General features: G+C 72.0%; 17 protein-coding genes. 4 read left to right on the plus strand and 13 right to left on the minus strand.

Annotation, left to right across the window (positions count from 1 at the left end; all coding sequences use genetic code 11):
- The first annotated feature begins 7 nt into the window (after positions 1-7).
- From GA0070621_RS08215 to hypF, 4 genes are read left to right on the plus strand one after another with little or no spacing between them, the layout of a single operon-like run.
- Positions 8-622 carry a D-sedoheptulose-7-phosphate isomerase gene (locus GA0070621_RS08215; protein ID WP_091192792.1) on the plus strand — a complete coding sequence of 205 codons (615 nt, stop codon included), beginning with the start codon at positions 8-10 and terminating at the stop codon, positions 620-622.
- Complete coding sequence (locus GA0070621_RS08220; protein ID WP_197673949.1) at positions 619-852, plus strand: HypC/HybG/HupF family hydrogenase formation chaperone; 234 nt, start codon at positions 619-621, stop codon at positions 850-852. The genes GA0070621_RS08215 and GA0070621_RS08220 overlap by 4 nt, the downstream gene beginning before the upstream one ends.
- Positions 849-1,514, plus strand: a complete 666-nt coding sequence (locus GA0070621_RS08225; protein ID WP_091192794.1) for a D-sedoheptulose-7-phosphate isomerase — start codon at positions 849-851, stop codon at positions 1,512-1,514. The genes GA0070621_RS08220 and GA0070621_RS08225 overlap by 4 nt, the downstream gene beginning before the upstream one ends.
- Before the next feature lie 9 nt (positions 1,515-1,523).
- Entirely contained in the window at positions 1,524-3,809 is a 2,286-nt protein-coding gene (gene hypF, locus GA0070621_RS08230; protein WP_091192796.1) for a carbamoyltransferase HypF, read from the plus strand.
- A 25-nt stretch (positions 3,810-3,834) separates the two neighbouring features.
- Here hypF and hypE read toward each other — a convergent pair whose 3' ends face one another.
- The 13 genes from hypE to recD2 all read right to left on the minus strand — a co-directional run bounded on the left by hypE (position 3,835) and on the right by recD2 (position 15,615).
- The gene (gene hypE, locus GA0070621_RS08235; protein ID WP_091192797.1) at positions 3,835-4,986 is read right to left on the minus strand and encodes a hydrogenase expression/formation protein HypE; all 1,152 of its coding nucleotides are present in this window, start codon (positions 4,984-4,986) and stop codon (positions 3,835-3,837) included.
- On the minus strand, positions 4,983-6,110 hold the full coding sequence (hypD, locus tag GA0070621_RS08240; RefSeq protein WP_091192799.1) for a hydrogenase formation protein HypD: 1,128 nt from the start codon (positions 6,108-6,110) through the stop codon (positions 4,983-4,985). The genes hypE and hypD overlap by 4 nt, the downstream gene beginning before the upstream one ends.
- A gap of 12 nt (positions 6,111-6,122) precedes the next feature.
- Positions 6,123-6,395: a HypC/HybG/HupF family hydrogenase formation chaperone gene (locus tag GA0070621_RS08245; protein ID WP_091192800.1), complete on the minus strand. Its 273-nt coding sequence runs from the start codon at positions 6,393-6,395 to the stop codon at positions 6,123-6,125.
- A 21-nt stretch (positions 6,396-6,416) separates the two neighbouring features.
- The gene (locus tag GA0070621_RS31245; protein ID WP_377592864.1) at positions 6,417-6,518 is read right to left on the minus strand and encodes a DUF6893 family small protein; all 102 of its coding nucleotides are present in this window, start codon (positions 6,516-6,518) and stop codon (positions 6,417-6,419) included.
- Between the two features lie 33 nt (positions 6,519-6,551).
- Positions 6,552-6,755: a hypothetical protein gene (locus GA0070621_RS08250; protein WP_091192802.1), complete on the minus strand. Its 204-nt coding sequence runs from the start codon at positions 6,753-6,755 to the stop codon at positions 6,552-6,554.
- 14 nt (positions 6,756-6,769) lie between these two features.
- Positions 6,770-7,384: a DUF5947 family protein gene (locus GA0070621_RS08255; RefSeq protein ID WP_091192804.1), complete on the minus strand. Its 615-nt coding sequence runs from the start codon at positions 7,382-7,384 to the stop codon at positions 6,770-6,772.
- The gene (locus tag GA0070621_RS08260) at positions 7,381-7,995 is read right to left on the minus strand and encodes a NifU family protein (RefSeq protein ID WP_167666708.1); all 615 of its coding nucleotides are present in this window, start codon (positions 7,993-7,995) and stop codon (positions 7,381-7,383) included. The genes GA0070621_RS08255 and GA0070621_RS08260 overlap by 4 nt, the downstream gene beginning before the upstream one ends.
- Positions 7,988-9,787, minus strand: coding sequence for a nickel-dependent hydrogenase large subunit (locus tag GA0070621_RS08265; protein ID WP_091192805.1), 1,800 nt, complete (start codon positions 9,785-9,787; stop codon positions 7,988-7,990). The genes GA0070621_RS08260 and GA0070621_RS08265 overlap by 8 nt, the downstream gene beginning before the upstream one ends.
- Positions 9,784-10,899, minus strand: a complete 1,116-nt coding sequence (locus GA0070621_RS08270) for an NADH-quinone oxidoreductase subunit B family protein (protein ID WP_091192808.1) — start codon at positions 10,897-10,899, stop codon at positions 9,784-9,786. Before GA0070621_RS08270 ends, GA0070621_RS08265 begins: the two co-directional genes overlap by 4 nt.
- Positions 10,899-11,255 (minus strand): hydrogenase/urease maturation nickel metallochaperone HypA, encoded by a 357-nt coding sequence (locus tag GA0070621_RS08275; protein ID WP_091192812.1) that lies wholly within the window; start codon positions 11,253-11,255, stop codon positions 10,899-10,901. Before GA0070621_RS08275 ends, GA0070621_RS08270 begins: the two co-directional genes overlap by 1 nt.
- On the minus strand, positions 11,248-11,826 hold the full coding sequence (locus GA0070621_RS08280) for a hydrogenase maturation protease (RefSeq protein ID WP_091192814.1): 579 nt from the start codon (positions 11,824-11,826) through the stop codon (positions 11,248-11,250). Before GA0070621_RS08280 ends, GA0070621_RS08275 begins: the two co-directional genes overlap by 8 nt.
- The gene (locus GA0070621_RS08285) at positions 11,823-13,271 is read right to left on the minus strand and encodes a hypothetical protein (RefSeq protein ID WP_091192817.1); all 1,449 of its coding nucleotides are present in this window, start codon (positions 13,269-13,271) and stop codon (positions 11,823-11,825) included. Before GA0070621_RS08285 ends, GA0070621_RS08280 begins: the two co-directional genes overlap by 4 nt.
- A gap of 139 nt (positions 13,272-13,410) precedes the next feature.
- Complete coding sequence (recD2, locus tag GA0070621_RS08290) at positions 13,411-15,615, minus strand: SF1B family DNA helicase RecD2 (protein WP_091192819.1); 2,205 nt, start codon at positions 15,613-15,615, stop codon at positions 13,411-13,413.
- Positions 15,616-15,650: the final 35 nt, after the last annotated feature.

Raw genomic sequence — 15,650 nt, forward strand, 5'->3', positions numbered from 1 at the left:
GAGGACCATGCGATCTCCTGTGTTCCCGGCCGTCGACAAAGCGTTCGCCCGCCGGCTCGCGCCCGGGGAGGCGCTCGCCGCCGACGCGGAACGGATCGCGCGGACCTGCCACGAGATGGCCGTGCGGTTCCATCGCGGCGGCAAGTTGATCGTGTTCGGCAACGGCGGGCCGGCGACCGACGCCCAGCACATCGTGGTCGAGTTCGTCCACCCGGTCATCGTGGGCAAGCGGGCACTGCCGGCGATCTCCCTGACGAACGACGCGGCCACCCTCACCGGGATCGCCCGCGCGGACGGCTTCGACGAGGTGTTCGCCGCACAGCTTCGACTCCTCGCCACTCCGGAGGACATCGCGCTCGGCCTGTCGGCCGACGGCCGGTGCGCCAACGTACGCCGCGGGCTCGCCACGGCCCGCGACCTGGGCCTGCTCACCGTCGGCCTGCTCGGCGGCGACGGCGGTGACATCGCTCGTGACGCGGCCGCCGACCACGTCGTCATCGCCCGCTCCGACGATCCGTGCATCGTCAAGGAGGTGCACGTGACGATCTATCACATCCTGTGGGAACTGGTGCATGTGTTCTTCGAGCAGCCGGGCCTGCTGGACCGGGCGGCGGCCCGGTGAGCGCGTCGACCGGCCCGGCGTCGGAGTGCCACGGTGACGACATCTGCATCACCTGCTCGGACATGGCCGTGGCCGTCCGGGTCCGGGAGCTGACCGGTGACGGCCTGGCGGTGGTCGAGACCGAGGCCGGCCCGGAGGAGGTCAGCGTCGCCCTGGTCGAGGCGGTGCCGGGCGACGTCGTGCTGGTGCACGCCAAGGAGGCGATCGCAGTGGTGGACAGGATCCGATGAGCACCCGGGTCGGGGGTGCCCTCGGGGCGCTCTATCCGTTCCTCGACGACGAGCCGGCCGACGTGGACGCGGTGCTCGCCGCGGTCGCGACGTCCACCAGGGAGAAGGCGGCGGAGATCGTGGCGCTGCGCGGGGCGCTGGTCGCCGAGCACGGGCAGCGGCTGGTCGACTGCGCCCGTCGGTGCGCCGCGGCCTTCTCCGCCGGCGGCACGCTGTTCGCGTTCGGCAACGGCGGAAGCAGCACCGACGCCCAGGACGTCGCGCAGTTGTTCCTGCACCCGCCGACGGCCGCCCGCCCGTTGCCGGCCATCTCGCTGACCCACGACGTCGCCCTGATCACGGCACTCTCCAACGACGTGGGATTCGACGTGGTCTTCGCCCGGCAGGTGGCGGCGTTCGGTCGCGCCGGGGACATCGCGGTGGCGTTGTCCACGAGCGGGGGCTCGACCAATGTCCTGTGCGGGCTCGCGGAGGCGGCCCGGCGGGGCCTGGTCACCGTCGGCATCGCCGGATACGACGGCGGCCGGATGGCCGAATCCGACGTCGTCGAGCACCTCTTCGTGGTGCCGTCCGCATCCGTGCACCGGGTGCAGGAGGCGCAGACCACGCTCTACCACGTGCTCTGGGAACTCACCCAGCAGGCCCTGGCCGGCGAACTCTGACCGGCAGTCATGGGCCAGGTCAGCGTGGCGCGGCTCCACGTCCGCGTCGAGGGCATCGTGCAGGGCGTCGGCTTCCGCCCGTTCGTGCACGCGCTCGCGACGGAACACCGCCTGGCCGGGTTCGTCGGCAACGACACCGGCGGCGTCTTCGTCGAGGTCGAAGGGGACGGCCGGCGGCTTGCCGCCTTCGTCGCGGACCTCAGCCGACGCGCACCCGCGCTGGCCCAGGTGGAGCGGGTCACCACCGAGACCGTCGTGCCGACCGGGCAGCCCGGCTTCGTCATCGTCACCAGCGTCACCGGCGCCGGCCGGGACGCCCTGATCTCCCCGGACACCGCCACCTGCCCGGACTGCCTTGCCGAGCTGGCCGATCCGGCGGACCGTCGGCACGGCTACCCGTTCACCAACTGCACCAACTGCGGGCCGCGCTTCACCATCGTCACGGACGTGCCGTACGACCGTGACGCCACCACGATGGCCGCGTTCCCGCTCTGCCCGGACTGCGCCGCCGAGTACGCGGATCCGGGGAACCGCCGCTTCCACGCCGAGCCGGTGTGCTGCCCGGAGTGCGGCCCGACCCTGCGGCTCGTCACCGGGGCCGGCGACCCGGTCCACGGCCCGCCCCTTGACGGCGCGGTGCGGTGGTTGCGCGACGGGCGGATCGTCGCGCTCAAGGGGCTGGGCGGCTACCATCTCGCCGTCCGCGCCGACGACGAACGAGCCGTCGCCGCGCTGCGCGCCCGTAAGCGCCGCGAGGAGAAACCGTTCGCCGTGATGGCCGGCGACCTGCCGGCGGCGCGTGTCCTGGTCGACGTGGCGGCGGCGGCCGTGCCGGTGCTCACCGGCGCCCGCCGTCCCGTGGTGCTGCTGCCCCGCCGCCCGGACGCCCCGGTCGCCGCGTCGGTGGCGCCGGACAACCGCGACCTGGGCGTCATGCTGCCGTACACGCCGTTGCACCAGCTGCTGCTCGGCCGGCTCGGCATGCCGATCGTGCTGACCAGCGGCAACGTCTCCGACGAACCGATCGCCCACCGCGACGACGACGCCCGCGTGCGACTGGCGGGCATCGCCGACGCCTTCCTGACGCACGACCGGCGCATCCACGTCCGCACCGACGACTCCGTGGTACGCGTGTTCCGCGACCGGGAGCTGCCGGTGCGGCGCTCCCGGGGGTACGTGCCCGCGCCGGTGACCGTGCCGTGGCGGTTCGACCGGCCGGTGCTCGCCTGCGGCGCCGAACTGAAGAACACGTTCTGCCTGGCGAAGGGGCGTCGCGCCTTCGTCTCGCACCACATCGGCGACCTGGAGAACTACGAGACGCTGCGCGCGTTCACCGACGGCATCGAGCACTTCGGTCGGCTGTTCGACATCCGGCCGCAGGTCGTCGCCCACGACCTGCACCCCGAATACCTGTCGACGAAGTACGCGCTGCGGCGCGAGGACGTCGAGCTGGTCGGCGTACAGCATCACCACGCCCACATCGCCGCCTGCCTGGCCGACAACGGCGAGCCCGGCCCGGTGCTCGGCGTCGCGTTCGACGGTCTCGGGTACGGCCCGGACGGCACTCTCTGGGGCGGCGAACTGCTCGTCGCCGACCTGGTCGGGTTCCAGCGGGTCGGCCACCTCGACGCGGTGCCGATGCCCGGCGGGTCGGCGGCGGTCCGCGAGCCGTGGCGGATGGCCGCGGCATACCTCGACGAGTTGTACGGCGACGCGCTGCCGGACCTGCCGGTGCTGCGGCGGCACGAGCGGCGCTGGCCCGCGGTGGTGGCGTTGGCGCGCGGCGGCCTCAACTCGCCGCCCACCTCCAGTGTGGGTCGGCTCTTCGACGCCGTCGCGGCGCTGCTGGACCTGCGTGATCGGGTCAGCTATGAGGGACAGGCCGCCATCGCCCTGGAACAGCGGGCGGATCCCGACGAGCGTGGCGGCTACCGGACCGACGCGCCCGGGCCGGTCCCGCTCGCCGACGTCGGCCGCCAGCTCGTCCGGTGCGTGGTCGACGACCTGCTCGCCGGCGTGGACCCGGGCCGGATCGCCGCGCGCTTCCACCACGGCCTGGCCGACGCCGTGGTGCGGGCGGCGGCAGCGGCCCGGGAGCGTACGGGACTGAGCAGCGTCGCGCTCTCCGGTGGCGTGTTCCAGAACGTGCTGCTGCTCGACCGGGTGGTGTCCGGGCTGGAGGCGGCGGCGTTCCGCCCGCTCGTGCACTCCCGGGTGCCCCCCAACGACGGCGGCATCTCCCTGGGCCAGGCCGTGGTTGCCGCCGCCCGCCATCGGGCCGGCTCGGCCGGCTGACCACCCACCCCGTCCGGGGGCGGAGTCAGCAGATGCGGGGGAGTGGGTCGCCGACCAGCAGGTCGACGACCCGGGTGCCGCCGAACGCGGTCCTGAGCAGCACGATGCCGGGTGGATCGGCGGCGACGTGGCCGATGACGCTCGCGTCCCCGCCCAGGGGGTGGCGGCGCAGCGCCGCCACGGCCGCCTCCGTCTGCGTGCCGTCGACCACCGCGACGAAGCGTCCCTCGCAGGCGACGTAGAGCGGGTCGATGCCGAGCAGCTCGCAGGCTCCGGTGACGGCGGGACGCACCGGCACCGCCGCCTCGTCGAGGACGACGGCCACCTCCGCGGCCTGCGCGACCTCGTTGAGGACGGTCGCGACGCCGCCCCGGGTGGCGTCGCGCAGCAGCCGTACGCCGGGCGCCGCGTCCAGCAGGGCCGCCACGAGACCGTGCAGGGGCGCGGTGTCCGAGACGAGATCGGCCTCGATGTCCAGCTCGCCGCGGGCGAGCATGACGGTGACGCCGTGGTCGCCGATCGGCCCGGAGACGATGATCGCGTCACCGGGCCGGACGTGCCCGGTGCCCAGTGCCACCGGCCGCTCCAGCAGGCCGACCCCGGCGGTGTTGACGTAGCAGCCGTCCGCCTTGCCGCGCTGCACCACCTTCGTGTCGCCGGTGACGATCTGGACGCCGGCGCGCCGCGCCGCCGCCGCCATGGACGCGGTGATCCGTTGCAGGTCGGCGACGGGAAAGCCCTCCTCGAGGATGAACCCGGCCGCCAGGTACAACGGACGTGCGCCGCTGACCGCGAGGTCGTTGACGGTGCCGTTGACGGCGAGGTCGCCGATGTCTCCGCCCGGGAAGAACAGCGGCGACACCACGTACGAGTCGGTGGTGAAGGCCAGCCGGTCGACGTTCGGGCGGAGCACCGCCGCGTCGTCGAGCGCCTCCAGTGTCGGGTTCCGGAACGCCTCGACGAAGATCCCCTCGACCAGCGTGCGGGTCGCCTTCCCGCCCGCGCCGTGCGCGAGCGTGACCCGGGACTCCCTGATCCTCGGCCGGCGGCGGCGGGCCCGTTCGATCCGCTCCAACACCTGCTGCTCCGGCGACAGCCGGCCGGATTCCCGTCCGGCCAGGGCCTCGGCCTCGGCCACGGCGCGTTCGGCCCAGTCGGCGGTGCGTTCGGTCGTCATACCCGCACCGCCTCCGTGAGCCGCTGCCGGGTGAACCGGCCGAAGTTGTAGTAGGCCGCGCAGGCGCCCTCCGAGGAGACCATGCACGTCCCGATGGGCGTCTCCGGCGTGCACGCGGTGCCGAACACCTTGCACTCCCAGGGCTTGAGCACTCCCTTGAGGACCTCGCCGCACTGGCAGGCCTTCGGATCCGCCACCCGTACCCCGGGTACGTCGAAGAGCCGCTCGGCGTCGAAGGCCGCGTACTCGTCGCGCATCCGCAGGGCGGAGTGGGAGATGAAGCCGAGGCCGCGCCACTCGAAGTACGGCCGCAGCCGCATGACCCGGCCGATGGCCTCGATCGCCCGCGGGTTGCCGTCCCAGGGGACCACCCGGGTGTACTGGTTCTCCACCTCGCAGCGGCCCTCGGCGAGTTGCCTGAGCAGCATGAGGACCGACTGCAGCAGATCCAGCGGTTCGAACCCGGCGCACACGAGCGGCTTGCCGTAGTCGCGGGCGATGAACTCGTACGGCCGGCACCCGATGACCGTGGAGACGTGTCCCGGCCCGAGGAAGCCGTCGAGGCGCAGGTCCGGCGAGTCGAGGATCGCCTTGATCGCCGGCAGGATCGTGACGTGGTTGCAGAAGACCGAGAAGTTGTCGATCCCCTCGGCGGCGGCCCGCAGCACGGTCATCGCCGTCGACGGCGAGGTGGTCTCGAACCCGATCGCCATGAACACGACCCGGCGGTCCGGGTTGGTCCGGGCGATCTTCAGGGCGTCCAACGGCGAGTACACCATCCGGATGTCGGCGCCGGCGGCCTTGGCGTCGAAGAACGAGCCGCTCCCGCCGGGAACCCGCATCATGTCGCCGAACGCGGTCAGGATGACCCCGGGCTCGTGGGCGATCGCGATGGCGTCGTCCACCCGGCCCATCGGGATCACGCACACCGGGCAGCCCGGCCCGTGCACCAGCGAGACGTTTTCCGGCAGGTAGTCCTCGATCCCGTGCTTGTAGATGGTGTGCGTGTGGCCGCCGCAGACCTCCATGAACTTGTACTGCCGGCCCGGCTCGCACATCGCGGCGATCTGGGCGGCCAGCGCCTGGGCCCGGTCCGCGTCGCGGTACTCGTCAACGAAACGCATGTGGTCGTTTCCCTAGGTGATGTCGGATTCGGCGAGCGCCTGGAGTTCGTCGGTGTACGCCTGCCCGAGACCGTTCAGCAGTGTCAGGGTGGCGGCGGCCTCGGCCTCGTCGATCTTCGACATGGCGAATCCGACGTGCACGAGCACCCAGTCGCCGACGCCGACCTGGTCCTGACCGAGCAGGCCGATGTTGACCGCCCGCCGGACGCCGACGACGTCCACGACGGCGAGGTCGTCGCGACCGGCTTTGATCTCGACGATCTCGCCCGGGATCCCTAGACACATCGGCTGGTTCGCCCTTTCCGGTCACATTTTTTCGATCTTGATGTAGCGCCGTAGCGCGGGCAGTTCCTTCCAGAACAACCCGACGACGGCCACGCCGGCCAGCAGCGCAAACAGCTTCCGCACAGCTCACCTCCCTTGGTCGCGTCCCGGCTCCGGTCAGCCGGGCGGCAGGTTCGGCATGCTCGGCAGGATCGGGCCGTGTTCCTTGGGCCGGATGCCGGTCGAGCGGCGTGCGTCCACCGTCCCGTCGTCGTGGTGACCGGTCTGCCTCCTTCTCCGCGAGTTGCCTTCCTCAATGCCCTTGGTGTGCGCCGGCGCGTCGAGTTCGACATCGGGATCGCCGACCCGGATCTCGCCCATCCCCGCCCCCTTCATCAGTGGTCGCCGGACGGCGGACCGTGCCGCCGGCCGAGATCGTCGAAGAACCGGGGGACCTCCCGCCACACCGCGCTGCCCCCCGACATGCCCGTCCAGTGCCGGCGGATGAGCGCCACCAGCCGGAAGCAGTCGTCGACCGGCACCAGCCACTGTTGGCCGCCGCCGTGCCGGGTGCCCGCCCACACCAGCAGCGCCTCGACCCGGGGCCGCAGCTCGGCCAGCGCGGGTGACCGCGCCTCGACGGCCCGCCAGGACTCGGCGTCGATCTCCGACTCGGTCGTGCCGAGCGGGCTCGGGTAGTGCCCGAACACCTGGCCGTCCCGCCGCTTGACGAAGAACGCCAGGCCGACCGGCACGCCGAGTTCGTCGGCGGCGGGGCCTGCCAACCGGGTCCCGCGGGTGGGCACGAGTTGGTACCGGTCGCCGCCGGCCGCCTCCCGGTCGAACAGCAGGGAGCACGGCGGGCAGGCGCAGACCAGTTCCCGGTCCTGCTCGTCCCACACGTGCCGGTGCTCCGCGTCGACCGGCGCGGCGCACATTCCGCACCGCTCGACCGAGGCCGCACGCTGCCCCGCGCGGCGGATCACCCGTTGCAGCGCGCCGGCCGTCACGCCGTACCCCCCGACGCCGGTGGCCCGGCAACCTGCGGCAGCCGGTCGTCCGCCGCCGGCCGACCGGCCGGGGCCCCGTCGGGCCGTCGCCACAGGGTGGCGACCGGGATCAGCGCCGCAGCCGCCGCGGGCGCCCCCACGTCGACCGCGGACAGCTCCGGGGCGAACGTCAACACCTGCTCCCGTACGAGGTCGCGCAGGGCCGCGGCGCCGCACGAACTCGTCGACAGGCTGATCCGCGCCACCGCGTCCTGGACACCGAGCAACGCGATCTCGGCGCCCTGCGCGCGTAGCTGCGGCCGGAGATCGTCCACCGCGCGGGCCACCCGTCGCTCCACCGGATCGGGATGGACGCGGTGTAGCAGCAGCAGGTGCCGCAGCAACTCGTCGCCGGTGAGCCGGTCGAGCACGCGGGGGCTGTCGGCGGCGAGGTCGGTGATCCGGGCCAGCGCCTCGCCGTACACCCCGGTCAGGAGTTCGACGGCCTCCAGCGCCAGCTCGGCGGTGCGGCCGGGGGTCTGTTCGAGTTGACCGAGCACCGCGTCGAGGCGGGCCAGCCGCGGCTCGACGGCCGCGTCGTCGAGCCGCTGGACGTCCGGCTGCTCACCCATGCGACGCGCCGAACATCGGCGAGTGGATCTTCTTGAGGGTACGACCGCCGCCGACGTACATGTGCACCCCGCACGGCAGGCAGGGGTCGAAGCTGCGTACCGCCCGCATGATGTCCACGCCCTTGAAGTTGTCCGGGCCGTTCTCCTCGAAGATGGGGGTGTTCTGGATCGCGTCCTCGTAGGGCCCGGGCGTGCCGAAGCTGTCGCGGGGACTGCCGTTCCACGGCGTCGGCGGGTACGGGTGGTAGTTGGCGATCTTGCGGTCCCGGATCACGATGTGGTGCGACAGGATGCCCCGGACGGCCTCGTGGAAGCCGCAGCCGATGGCCTCGTCCGGCACGTCGAACTCGGCGAAGACCCGCATGTCGCCGCCGCGCATCCGCGCCATCGCCTGCTCCAGGAAGTGCAGCGCCATCGCCGCCGCGTACGCGATGAAGTAGGCCCGCGAGCGGTCCCGCTCCAGCGCGTTCGACCAGCGCGGGATCTTCCACTCCAACGTCGTCTCGGGCAGGGTCCGGCTCTTCGGCAGCGTGATCAGCACGCTCTGCCCGGTCGACTTGACGTACGGGGTGTCGACCAGCTTCGCCAGCGCCGTGGTGTAGAGCCGGGCGAAGCAGCCGCCGCCGGTGTCCAGCGCGAGGTGCTGCCCGCTGTTCTTGTCGAACCAGCGGGGGCTCATCACCCAGCTGTACCTGTCGTTGAAGTCGCGCTTGCCGGGATCCGGGAGCGTGGTCTGGTTCCAGGGGTGGCGGATGTCGACCGGGTTGCCGAGCGGGTCGTACTTGACGAACGGCTCCTCCTGGCCGACCCAGTCCTTGTAGTAGGAGCTGCCGAGCAGGATCCGCATGCCGAGGTTGATGTCGACCAGGTCGGTGGTGAGCAGCTTGCCGTCGACGACGATGCCGGGGGTGACGTGCATCGCCCGCCCCCAGTTCGTCATGGTCTCGTACCGGTAGTCGACGACGTCGGGGTCCTGGAAGGCGCCCCAGCAGCCGAGCAGGACCCGGCGGCGGCCGACCTCCTCGTAGCCGGGCAGCGCCTCGTACCAGAAGTCGAAGATGTCGTCGTTCATGGCGACGGCCTTCTTCACGAAGTCCAGGATGCTGATCAGCCGGCTCAGGTAGTCGGTGAACAGCGTCGGCTGCGGCATGGTGCCGACGCCGCCGGGGTAGACCGTCGACGGGTGGACGTGCCGGCCCTCCATGAGGCAGAACATCTCCCGGGTGGTCCGGCTGACCTTCAACGCCTCCTTGTAGACCTCGCCCTCGAACGGGTTGTACGCCCGCATGATGTCGGCGATCGTGCGATAGCCGTGGATGTCGCGGCCCGGTGCCGCGGTGGCCTCCGCGCGGGCGAGGACGCTGGGGTTGGTCTGCTTGACCATCGCCTCGCAGAAGTCGACGAAGACGAGATTGTCCTGGAAGAGGGTGTGGTCGAACATGTACTCGGCGGCCTCGCCGAGGTTGATGATCCACTCGGCCAGTGGCGGCGTCTTGATGCCGTAGGCCATGTTCTGCGCGTAGACGGAGCAGGTCGTGTGGTTGTCGCCGCAGATGCCGCAGATCCGGCTGGTGATGAAGCCCGCGTCGCGCGGGTCCTTGCCCTTCATGAACACCGAGTAGCCGCGGAACAGCGACGACGTGGTGTGACACTCGGCCACCACGCGGTTCGCGAAGTCGATCTTCGTGTAGACGCCGAGGTTTCCGATGATCCGGGTGATCGGGTCCCACGCCATCTCGACCAGTTCGCCGGGTTTCTTGCCGGCGGCCGGCTTCGGTTTCGTCGCGGTCAAGGTTTGTTCCTCTCCATCGCCGCCTGTCGACGGGGATCCGCCGGGCCGTACGGACGCCACCGGGGGTTGTAGCCGCTGGTCAGCTCCGGACCGTTGTGGTGCCACCTCGGTTCGCGGTTCGCGGTGGCGTTGGTGATGCCGCGCAGCCGGCGGACCAGGGCGCCGTACGGCTTGATGAGCAGTGTGGACAGGCTGCCGCCGGGCGGTATGTCCATGAACGGCATGAACTTGTCGGGGAAGCCCGGCATGGTGCAGCCGATGCAGATGCCGCCGACATTGGGGCAGCCGCCCACGCCGCCCATCCAGCCGCGCTTGGGGACGTTGCAGTTGATGACCGGCCCCCAGCAGCCGATCTTGACCTGGCACTTGGGCGAGTTGTAGTCCTTGGCGAAGTCGGCCTGCTCGTAGTAGGCGGCCCGGTCGCAACCCTCGTGCACGGTCTTGCCGAACAGCCACTGCGGTCGCAGCATGTGGTCCAGCGGCGGGGGCGGCGCCGAGCCGGCGGCGTGATAGAGCACCCAGGTCAGGGTCTCCATGAAGTTCTCCGGCTGGATCGGGCAGCCGGGCACGTTGACGATCGGCAGGCCGCCCTGCGACCGGAAGTCCCAGCCGAGATAGTCGGCCAGGCCCATGCACCCCGTCGGGTTGCCGGCCATGGCGTGGATGCCGCCGTACGTCGCGCACGTGCCGGCCGCGACGACCGCCCACGCCTTCGGCGCGAGCTGGTCGATCCACCAGTTCAGGGTCAGCGGCTCGCCGGTGTGCTCGTCGTTGCCGAACGACGTCCAGTACCCGTCACCATTGATGTTCTCGTTCGGGATCGAGCCCTCGATGACCAGGATGAACGGCTCGCGCATCTCGCCACGGGCCGCCTTCCGGTACGGCGCGAGGAACTCCTCGCCGCCGGCGGCCGGAGACAGCACCTTGTTGTGCAGATTGACCTTCGGCAGCCCAGGGATGAGCCCGAGCACGATGTCCTCGATCGCCGGCTGGGCGGAGGCCGTCATCGACACGGAATCCCCGTCACAACTCATGCCCTCGGAGATCCACAGAACGGTGACCTCGTCGAACCCGTTCACCTGCGGCATCACCGTGGTGTCGCGCGCGCTCATCAGACCGCTCCCAGTTCGGCGGTGTCCACCGTGATGGACTCCAGCACGACGTCGTCGTCGCCGGCGACGTCGACGTCGACGCCTCCGCACTGCGGGCAGGCGACCATCGCGAGGTGGTCGGTGATCGGCCCGTCCCGGCCGCATTCGTGGCACCGGACCGTCATCGGTTCCAGCACGAGATCGACGGCGGTGTCCGCGGCGACCGTGCCGACCGCGGCCACCCGGATGCCCTGCGTGACGACGGCGGCGTCGACCGGGTGGCCGCCGATCCGTACCCGTAGGCCGGTGACCCGGCGCCCGGCGGCTCGGCGTACCGCCGCCGCCACGATCGCCTCCGACAGACCTGTCTCATGCATCGGCGGTCACCCCCTTCTCGGCTGCCGTCCGTTCCGAACCCTCCCGCGGGCCGCCCGCGTCGGCGAGCCGCGCGGCCTGCTCCCGTACGATCCCGATCACCGTTCGGACCGCCTCGTCGACCGCGGCGGCGACCGGTGTCGACAGCCCCATCCGCTCGTCGAGGACGGCGGGTTGGCAGCCCACCACGAGGACGCGGCCGACGCTGCCCCCGAGGCTGCGCAGCAGGCGCAGCACCGACTCGGGATCCATGCCGTGCCCGTCGGCGGCCGGTGCCTCCAGCGCGTCCGCCGGCCGCAGGGTCCAGCCGGGATCGTCGAGATCCACCTGTAGGACGGCCAGCGTTCCGGGTGGCTCGTCCAGCGGCAACGCGTCCACCAGGACCAGCACGTCGTGGCGGCCGTCCAGCAGATCGTAGGCCAGATGCATGCCCCGGATGCCGTAATCGGACACATCCACCCCCGGTGGGAGGACGGCCTCCCGCAGGCGTCCGACGACCTCCACGCCGAACGCGTCGTCGCCGAGGAAGATGTTGCCGATGCCGGCCACCAGGACCCGGCCGTCGCCGCTCATCGCGCCTCGACCTCTCCGGGCAGCGCCTGGACCTCGCCGGTACGGGCCTCGACCGCCTCGGGCAGCGGTTCGACCTCCTCGGGGCGGAAGTGGCGCAGGCGGCCGTACCACTGGTGCAGGTCCGCGCCCGGGTCGTCGTCGACCGTCACGGCCAGGAACCGCGTCCCGTCCACGTCCAGCAGCACCTGCTCCACCCGGGCGGTACGGCCGGCCAGGAACATGTCGTGCGCGTCGGTGCCCCGCCGGCGTGGTCGTAGCCGGACCCGGCTACCGCGCGCCAGCAGGCTGCCCGCGACGAGGACGGCCTCGGCCTCCGGTGAGACCGCCGGTTCGGCCCCGGGCTCCCACCAGGGCGCCTGTTCGGCGGGCTCGGCGGGCGGGCGGGCGGGCGTCAGGGAACGGATGGCGCCGTGCAGCCGTTCGAGGACCTCCGGCGGCATCGTCTCGACGCGGTCGAGGATGGCCGCGGCTCGGGGATCGGTGGCCCGGACCTCGCGCTTCTCGGCGTCGGAGAGGGTGAGCGTACGCAGCGACAGGATCTCGTCGATCTCGGTCGCGTCGTGCAGGTCACCCGGGCTCTCCGGGGCGATCCGCGGATGGTCGTAGAGGATGACCGGTGACGACAGGAGAGTGTCGGCGGTGTCCGGCTCGCCGGCGAGGACCGGAAAGGTGTGCACGTTCCGGCACTCCCGGGCCGCCCCCGCCGCCCACTCCGGCGGGTCGAGCAGCGACAGGAACCGACCCCGGTCGACGGCGATCAGGGTGTGCGTGGCGAGCAGGCAGCAGCGCAGCGCCTCGGTCCGCCGGCTGCCGGCCGGGGTGGTCCGGTCGGTGTTGTCGACGCGTACCGTGAGCCGCAGCAACCGGAAGGGTGCCCGGCACGGCTCGGCGGAGACGCTGACCGACGCGGACAGCGGCGAACATCGGCGCACCACCCGCCCCACCGGCTCGCCCCGGCCGTCGACCAGCACCTCGACGTCCTCGCCACCGGGCACCCGCACCTCGACCCGGCGTCCGCGCCGCAGCTCGGTGACCGGCACCTCGACGTCGAACTCCCGTGGGACCGCCTCGTCGAAGCTCAACTCGGTACGGCCGTCGACGTCGACGCGGTCGACCGGCCGGTGGCCGCCGCCGGCCGTCCGCTTTTCGACCGCCTTGCGTTGCAGGTGCAGAAAGCGCAGCCGGATCCGGACGACCCCGCTCTCCGGAGTCTCCACCAGACACTCGGTCTGCTGCCACGGCGACTCCGCCGAGCCCGCCACGCCGCTGTCGACCAGGCCGTGCGCCTCCCCCCAGGCGGGCGGTACGAGGACCCCGAACTGCCAGCGCACCCGGTTCTTCCCGGACGAGCGCCGGTAGGGGTAGAGCAGGTAGCCCTCGTACAGGATCGCGTCGGCGACCGCCTCGGCGCTGCCGAAGCCGGCGCTCGAACAGCGCGGATGCATGCCGTCAACCCCCCTCGGTGTGAGCCGTCGCCCTGGTTCTAGCCCGGCGCGGGGGGTGTCCGTAAGTGCGCGGCGTTCCTAGGCGACGACGGCACTCACCGGACCGGGGGCGCCGCGTCAGGACGGCCGGGGAGGGTCGTCAGCGCAGGCGGTGGTCGAGGGCGGTGTGCCGGCGTCCGGCGCCGACCGTGCGTACGGCGGCGGCGAGGGCGCGGCGGGAGCCGACGAGGACGACGAGCCGCCGGGCGCGGGTGACCGCGGTGTAGAGCAGGTTGCGTTGCAACATCATCCACGCGCTGGTCGTGAGCGGGATGACCACCGCCGGATATTCGGAGCCCTGGGAGCGGTGGATGGTCATGGCGTACGCGTGGGCGAGTTCGTCCAGTTCGTCGAAGTCGTAGTCGATGCTCTCGTCCTCGTCGGTGCGTATGGTGAGGGTCTGCTCCTCGGGGGAGAGGGCGGTGACGACGCCGAGCGTGCCGTTGAAGACGCCGGCCCGCCCCTTGTCGTAGTTGTTGCGGATCTGGGTGACCTTGTCGCCGACGCGGAAAACCCGCCCGCCCATCCGCCGTTCGGGTTGCCCCTCGCGGTGCGGGGTGAGGCGCTGCTGCAACAGGGTGTTGAGGGCGGCGGCGCCGGCGGGGCCGCGGTGCATCGGGGTGAGCACCTGCACGTCCCGGCGGGCGTCGAGCCCGAACTTCGCCGGTACGCGGGCGCAGGCGACGTCGACGGTCAGGGCGGCGGTGGCGTCGTTGTCGTCGCAGGCGAACAGGAAGAAGTCCGGCAGGCCGTGCAGGATGGGCGGGCGGCCGGCGTTGATGCGGTGGGCGTTGGTGACCACGCCGGACTGGGCGGCCTGGCGGAAGATCTGGGTCAGCCGCACCCGGGGGACGGCCGGGGCGGCGAGCAGGTCGCGCAGAACCTCACCGGCGCCGACGGAGGGGAGTTGGTCGACGTCGCCGACGAGGAGCAGGTGCGCCCCGGGCGGGACGGCCTTGACGAGCTTGTTGGCCAGGATCAGGTCGAGCATGGATGCCTCGTCGACGACGAGCAGGTCGACGTCGAGCGGATTTTCCCGGTCGTAGGAGGCATCCCCGCCGGGACGTAGCTGGAGCAGCCGGTGCACCGTGGCGGCGGGCTGGCCGGTCAGCTCGGACAGCCGTTTGGCGGCGCGACCGGTCGGCGCGACGAGGGTGACCCTGGCCTTCTTCGCGGCGGCCAGTTCGACGATCGAGCGGACCGTGAAGCTCTTGCCGCAGCCCGGCCCGCCGGTCAGCACCGCCACCTTCGACGTGAGGGCGAGCCGGACCGCCTGTTCCTGCTCCGGGGCCAGGTCCGCGCCGGTGCGCGCCTTCAGCCAGGTGAGGGCCCGGCCCCAGTCGACGTCGGCGAAATGGGGCAGCCGGTCGGCCCGATCCCTGAGCAGCCGCAGGAGCGCGGAGGCGAGGGACTGCTCGGCGCGGTGGAACGGCACCAGGTACACCGCCGGCACCGGCTCGCCCGCGCCGTCCGGCAGCGTCTCCCGGACGACACCCTCGTCGGCGACCAGGTCGTCGAGGCAGCGGGTGACGAGATCGCCCGGGACGTCGAGGATCTTCGTGGCGTCGGCGACCAGTTCCGCTGCGGGCAGGTAGCAGTGGCCGTCGTCGGTGGCCTCGGAGAGGGTGTACTGCAGGCCGGCCATGACCCGTTGGGGGCTGTCGTGCGGGATGCCGACGGCCTGGGCGATGGTGTCGGCGGTCTTGAAGCCGATGCCCCACACGTCGGCGGCCAGCCGGTACGGCTCCTTCGTCACGACGTCGACGGACGCGTCGCCGTACTGCTTGTAGATCCGTACCGCCAGCGACGTCGACACCCCGACGCCCTGCAGGAAGACCATCACCTCCTTGATGGCCCGCTGTTCCTCCCAGGCGGCGGTGATCTTCGCGGTGCGTTTCGGTCCCAGGCCGGGCACCTCGACCAGGCGGGCCGGCTCCTCCTCGATGACCCGCAGGGTGTCCAGGCCGAAGTGGGCCACGATCCGCTCGGCGAACACCGGGCCGATGCCCTTGACCAGGCCGGAGCCGAGGTAGCGCTGGATGCCCTGGATCGTGGCCGGCAGCACGGTGGTGTAGGAGTCGACCTCGAACTGCCGCCCGTACCTCGGATGCGACGACCACCGGCCGTGCAGCCGCAGGCTCTCCCCAGGTTGTGCCCCGAGCAGCGCGCCGACCACCGTCAACAGGTCGCTGCCGCGTTCGGTGGCGACCCGGGCGACGGTGTACCCGGTCTCCTCGTTGACGTAGGTCAGCCGCTCCAACACCGCGTCCAGCACCGCCAGCGGCGGACGAGCAGAGACAGTCACCGGCCTATCGTGCCGGTTGGCCCACCACCGCCGTC

Origin of the sequence: Micromonospora narathiwatensis, from assembly GCF_900089605.1 — a bacterium.
GTDB lineage: Bacteria > Actinomycetota > Actinomycetes > Mycobacteriales > Micromonosporaceae > Micromonospora > Micromonospora narathiwatensis.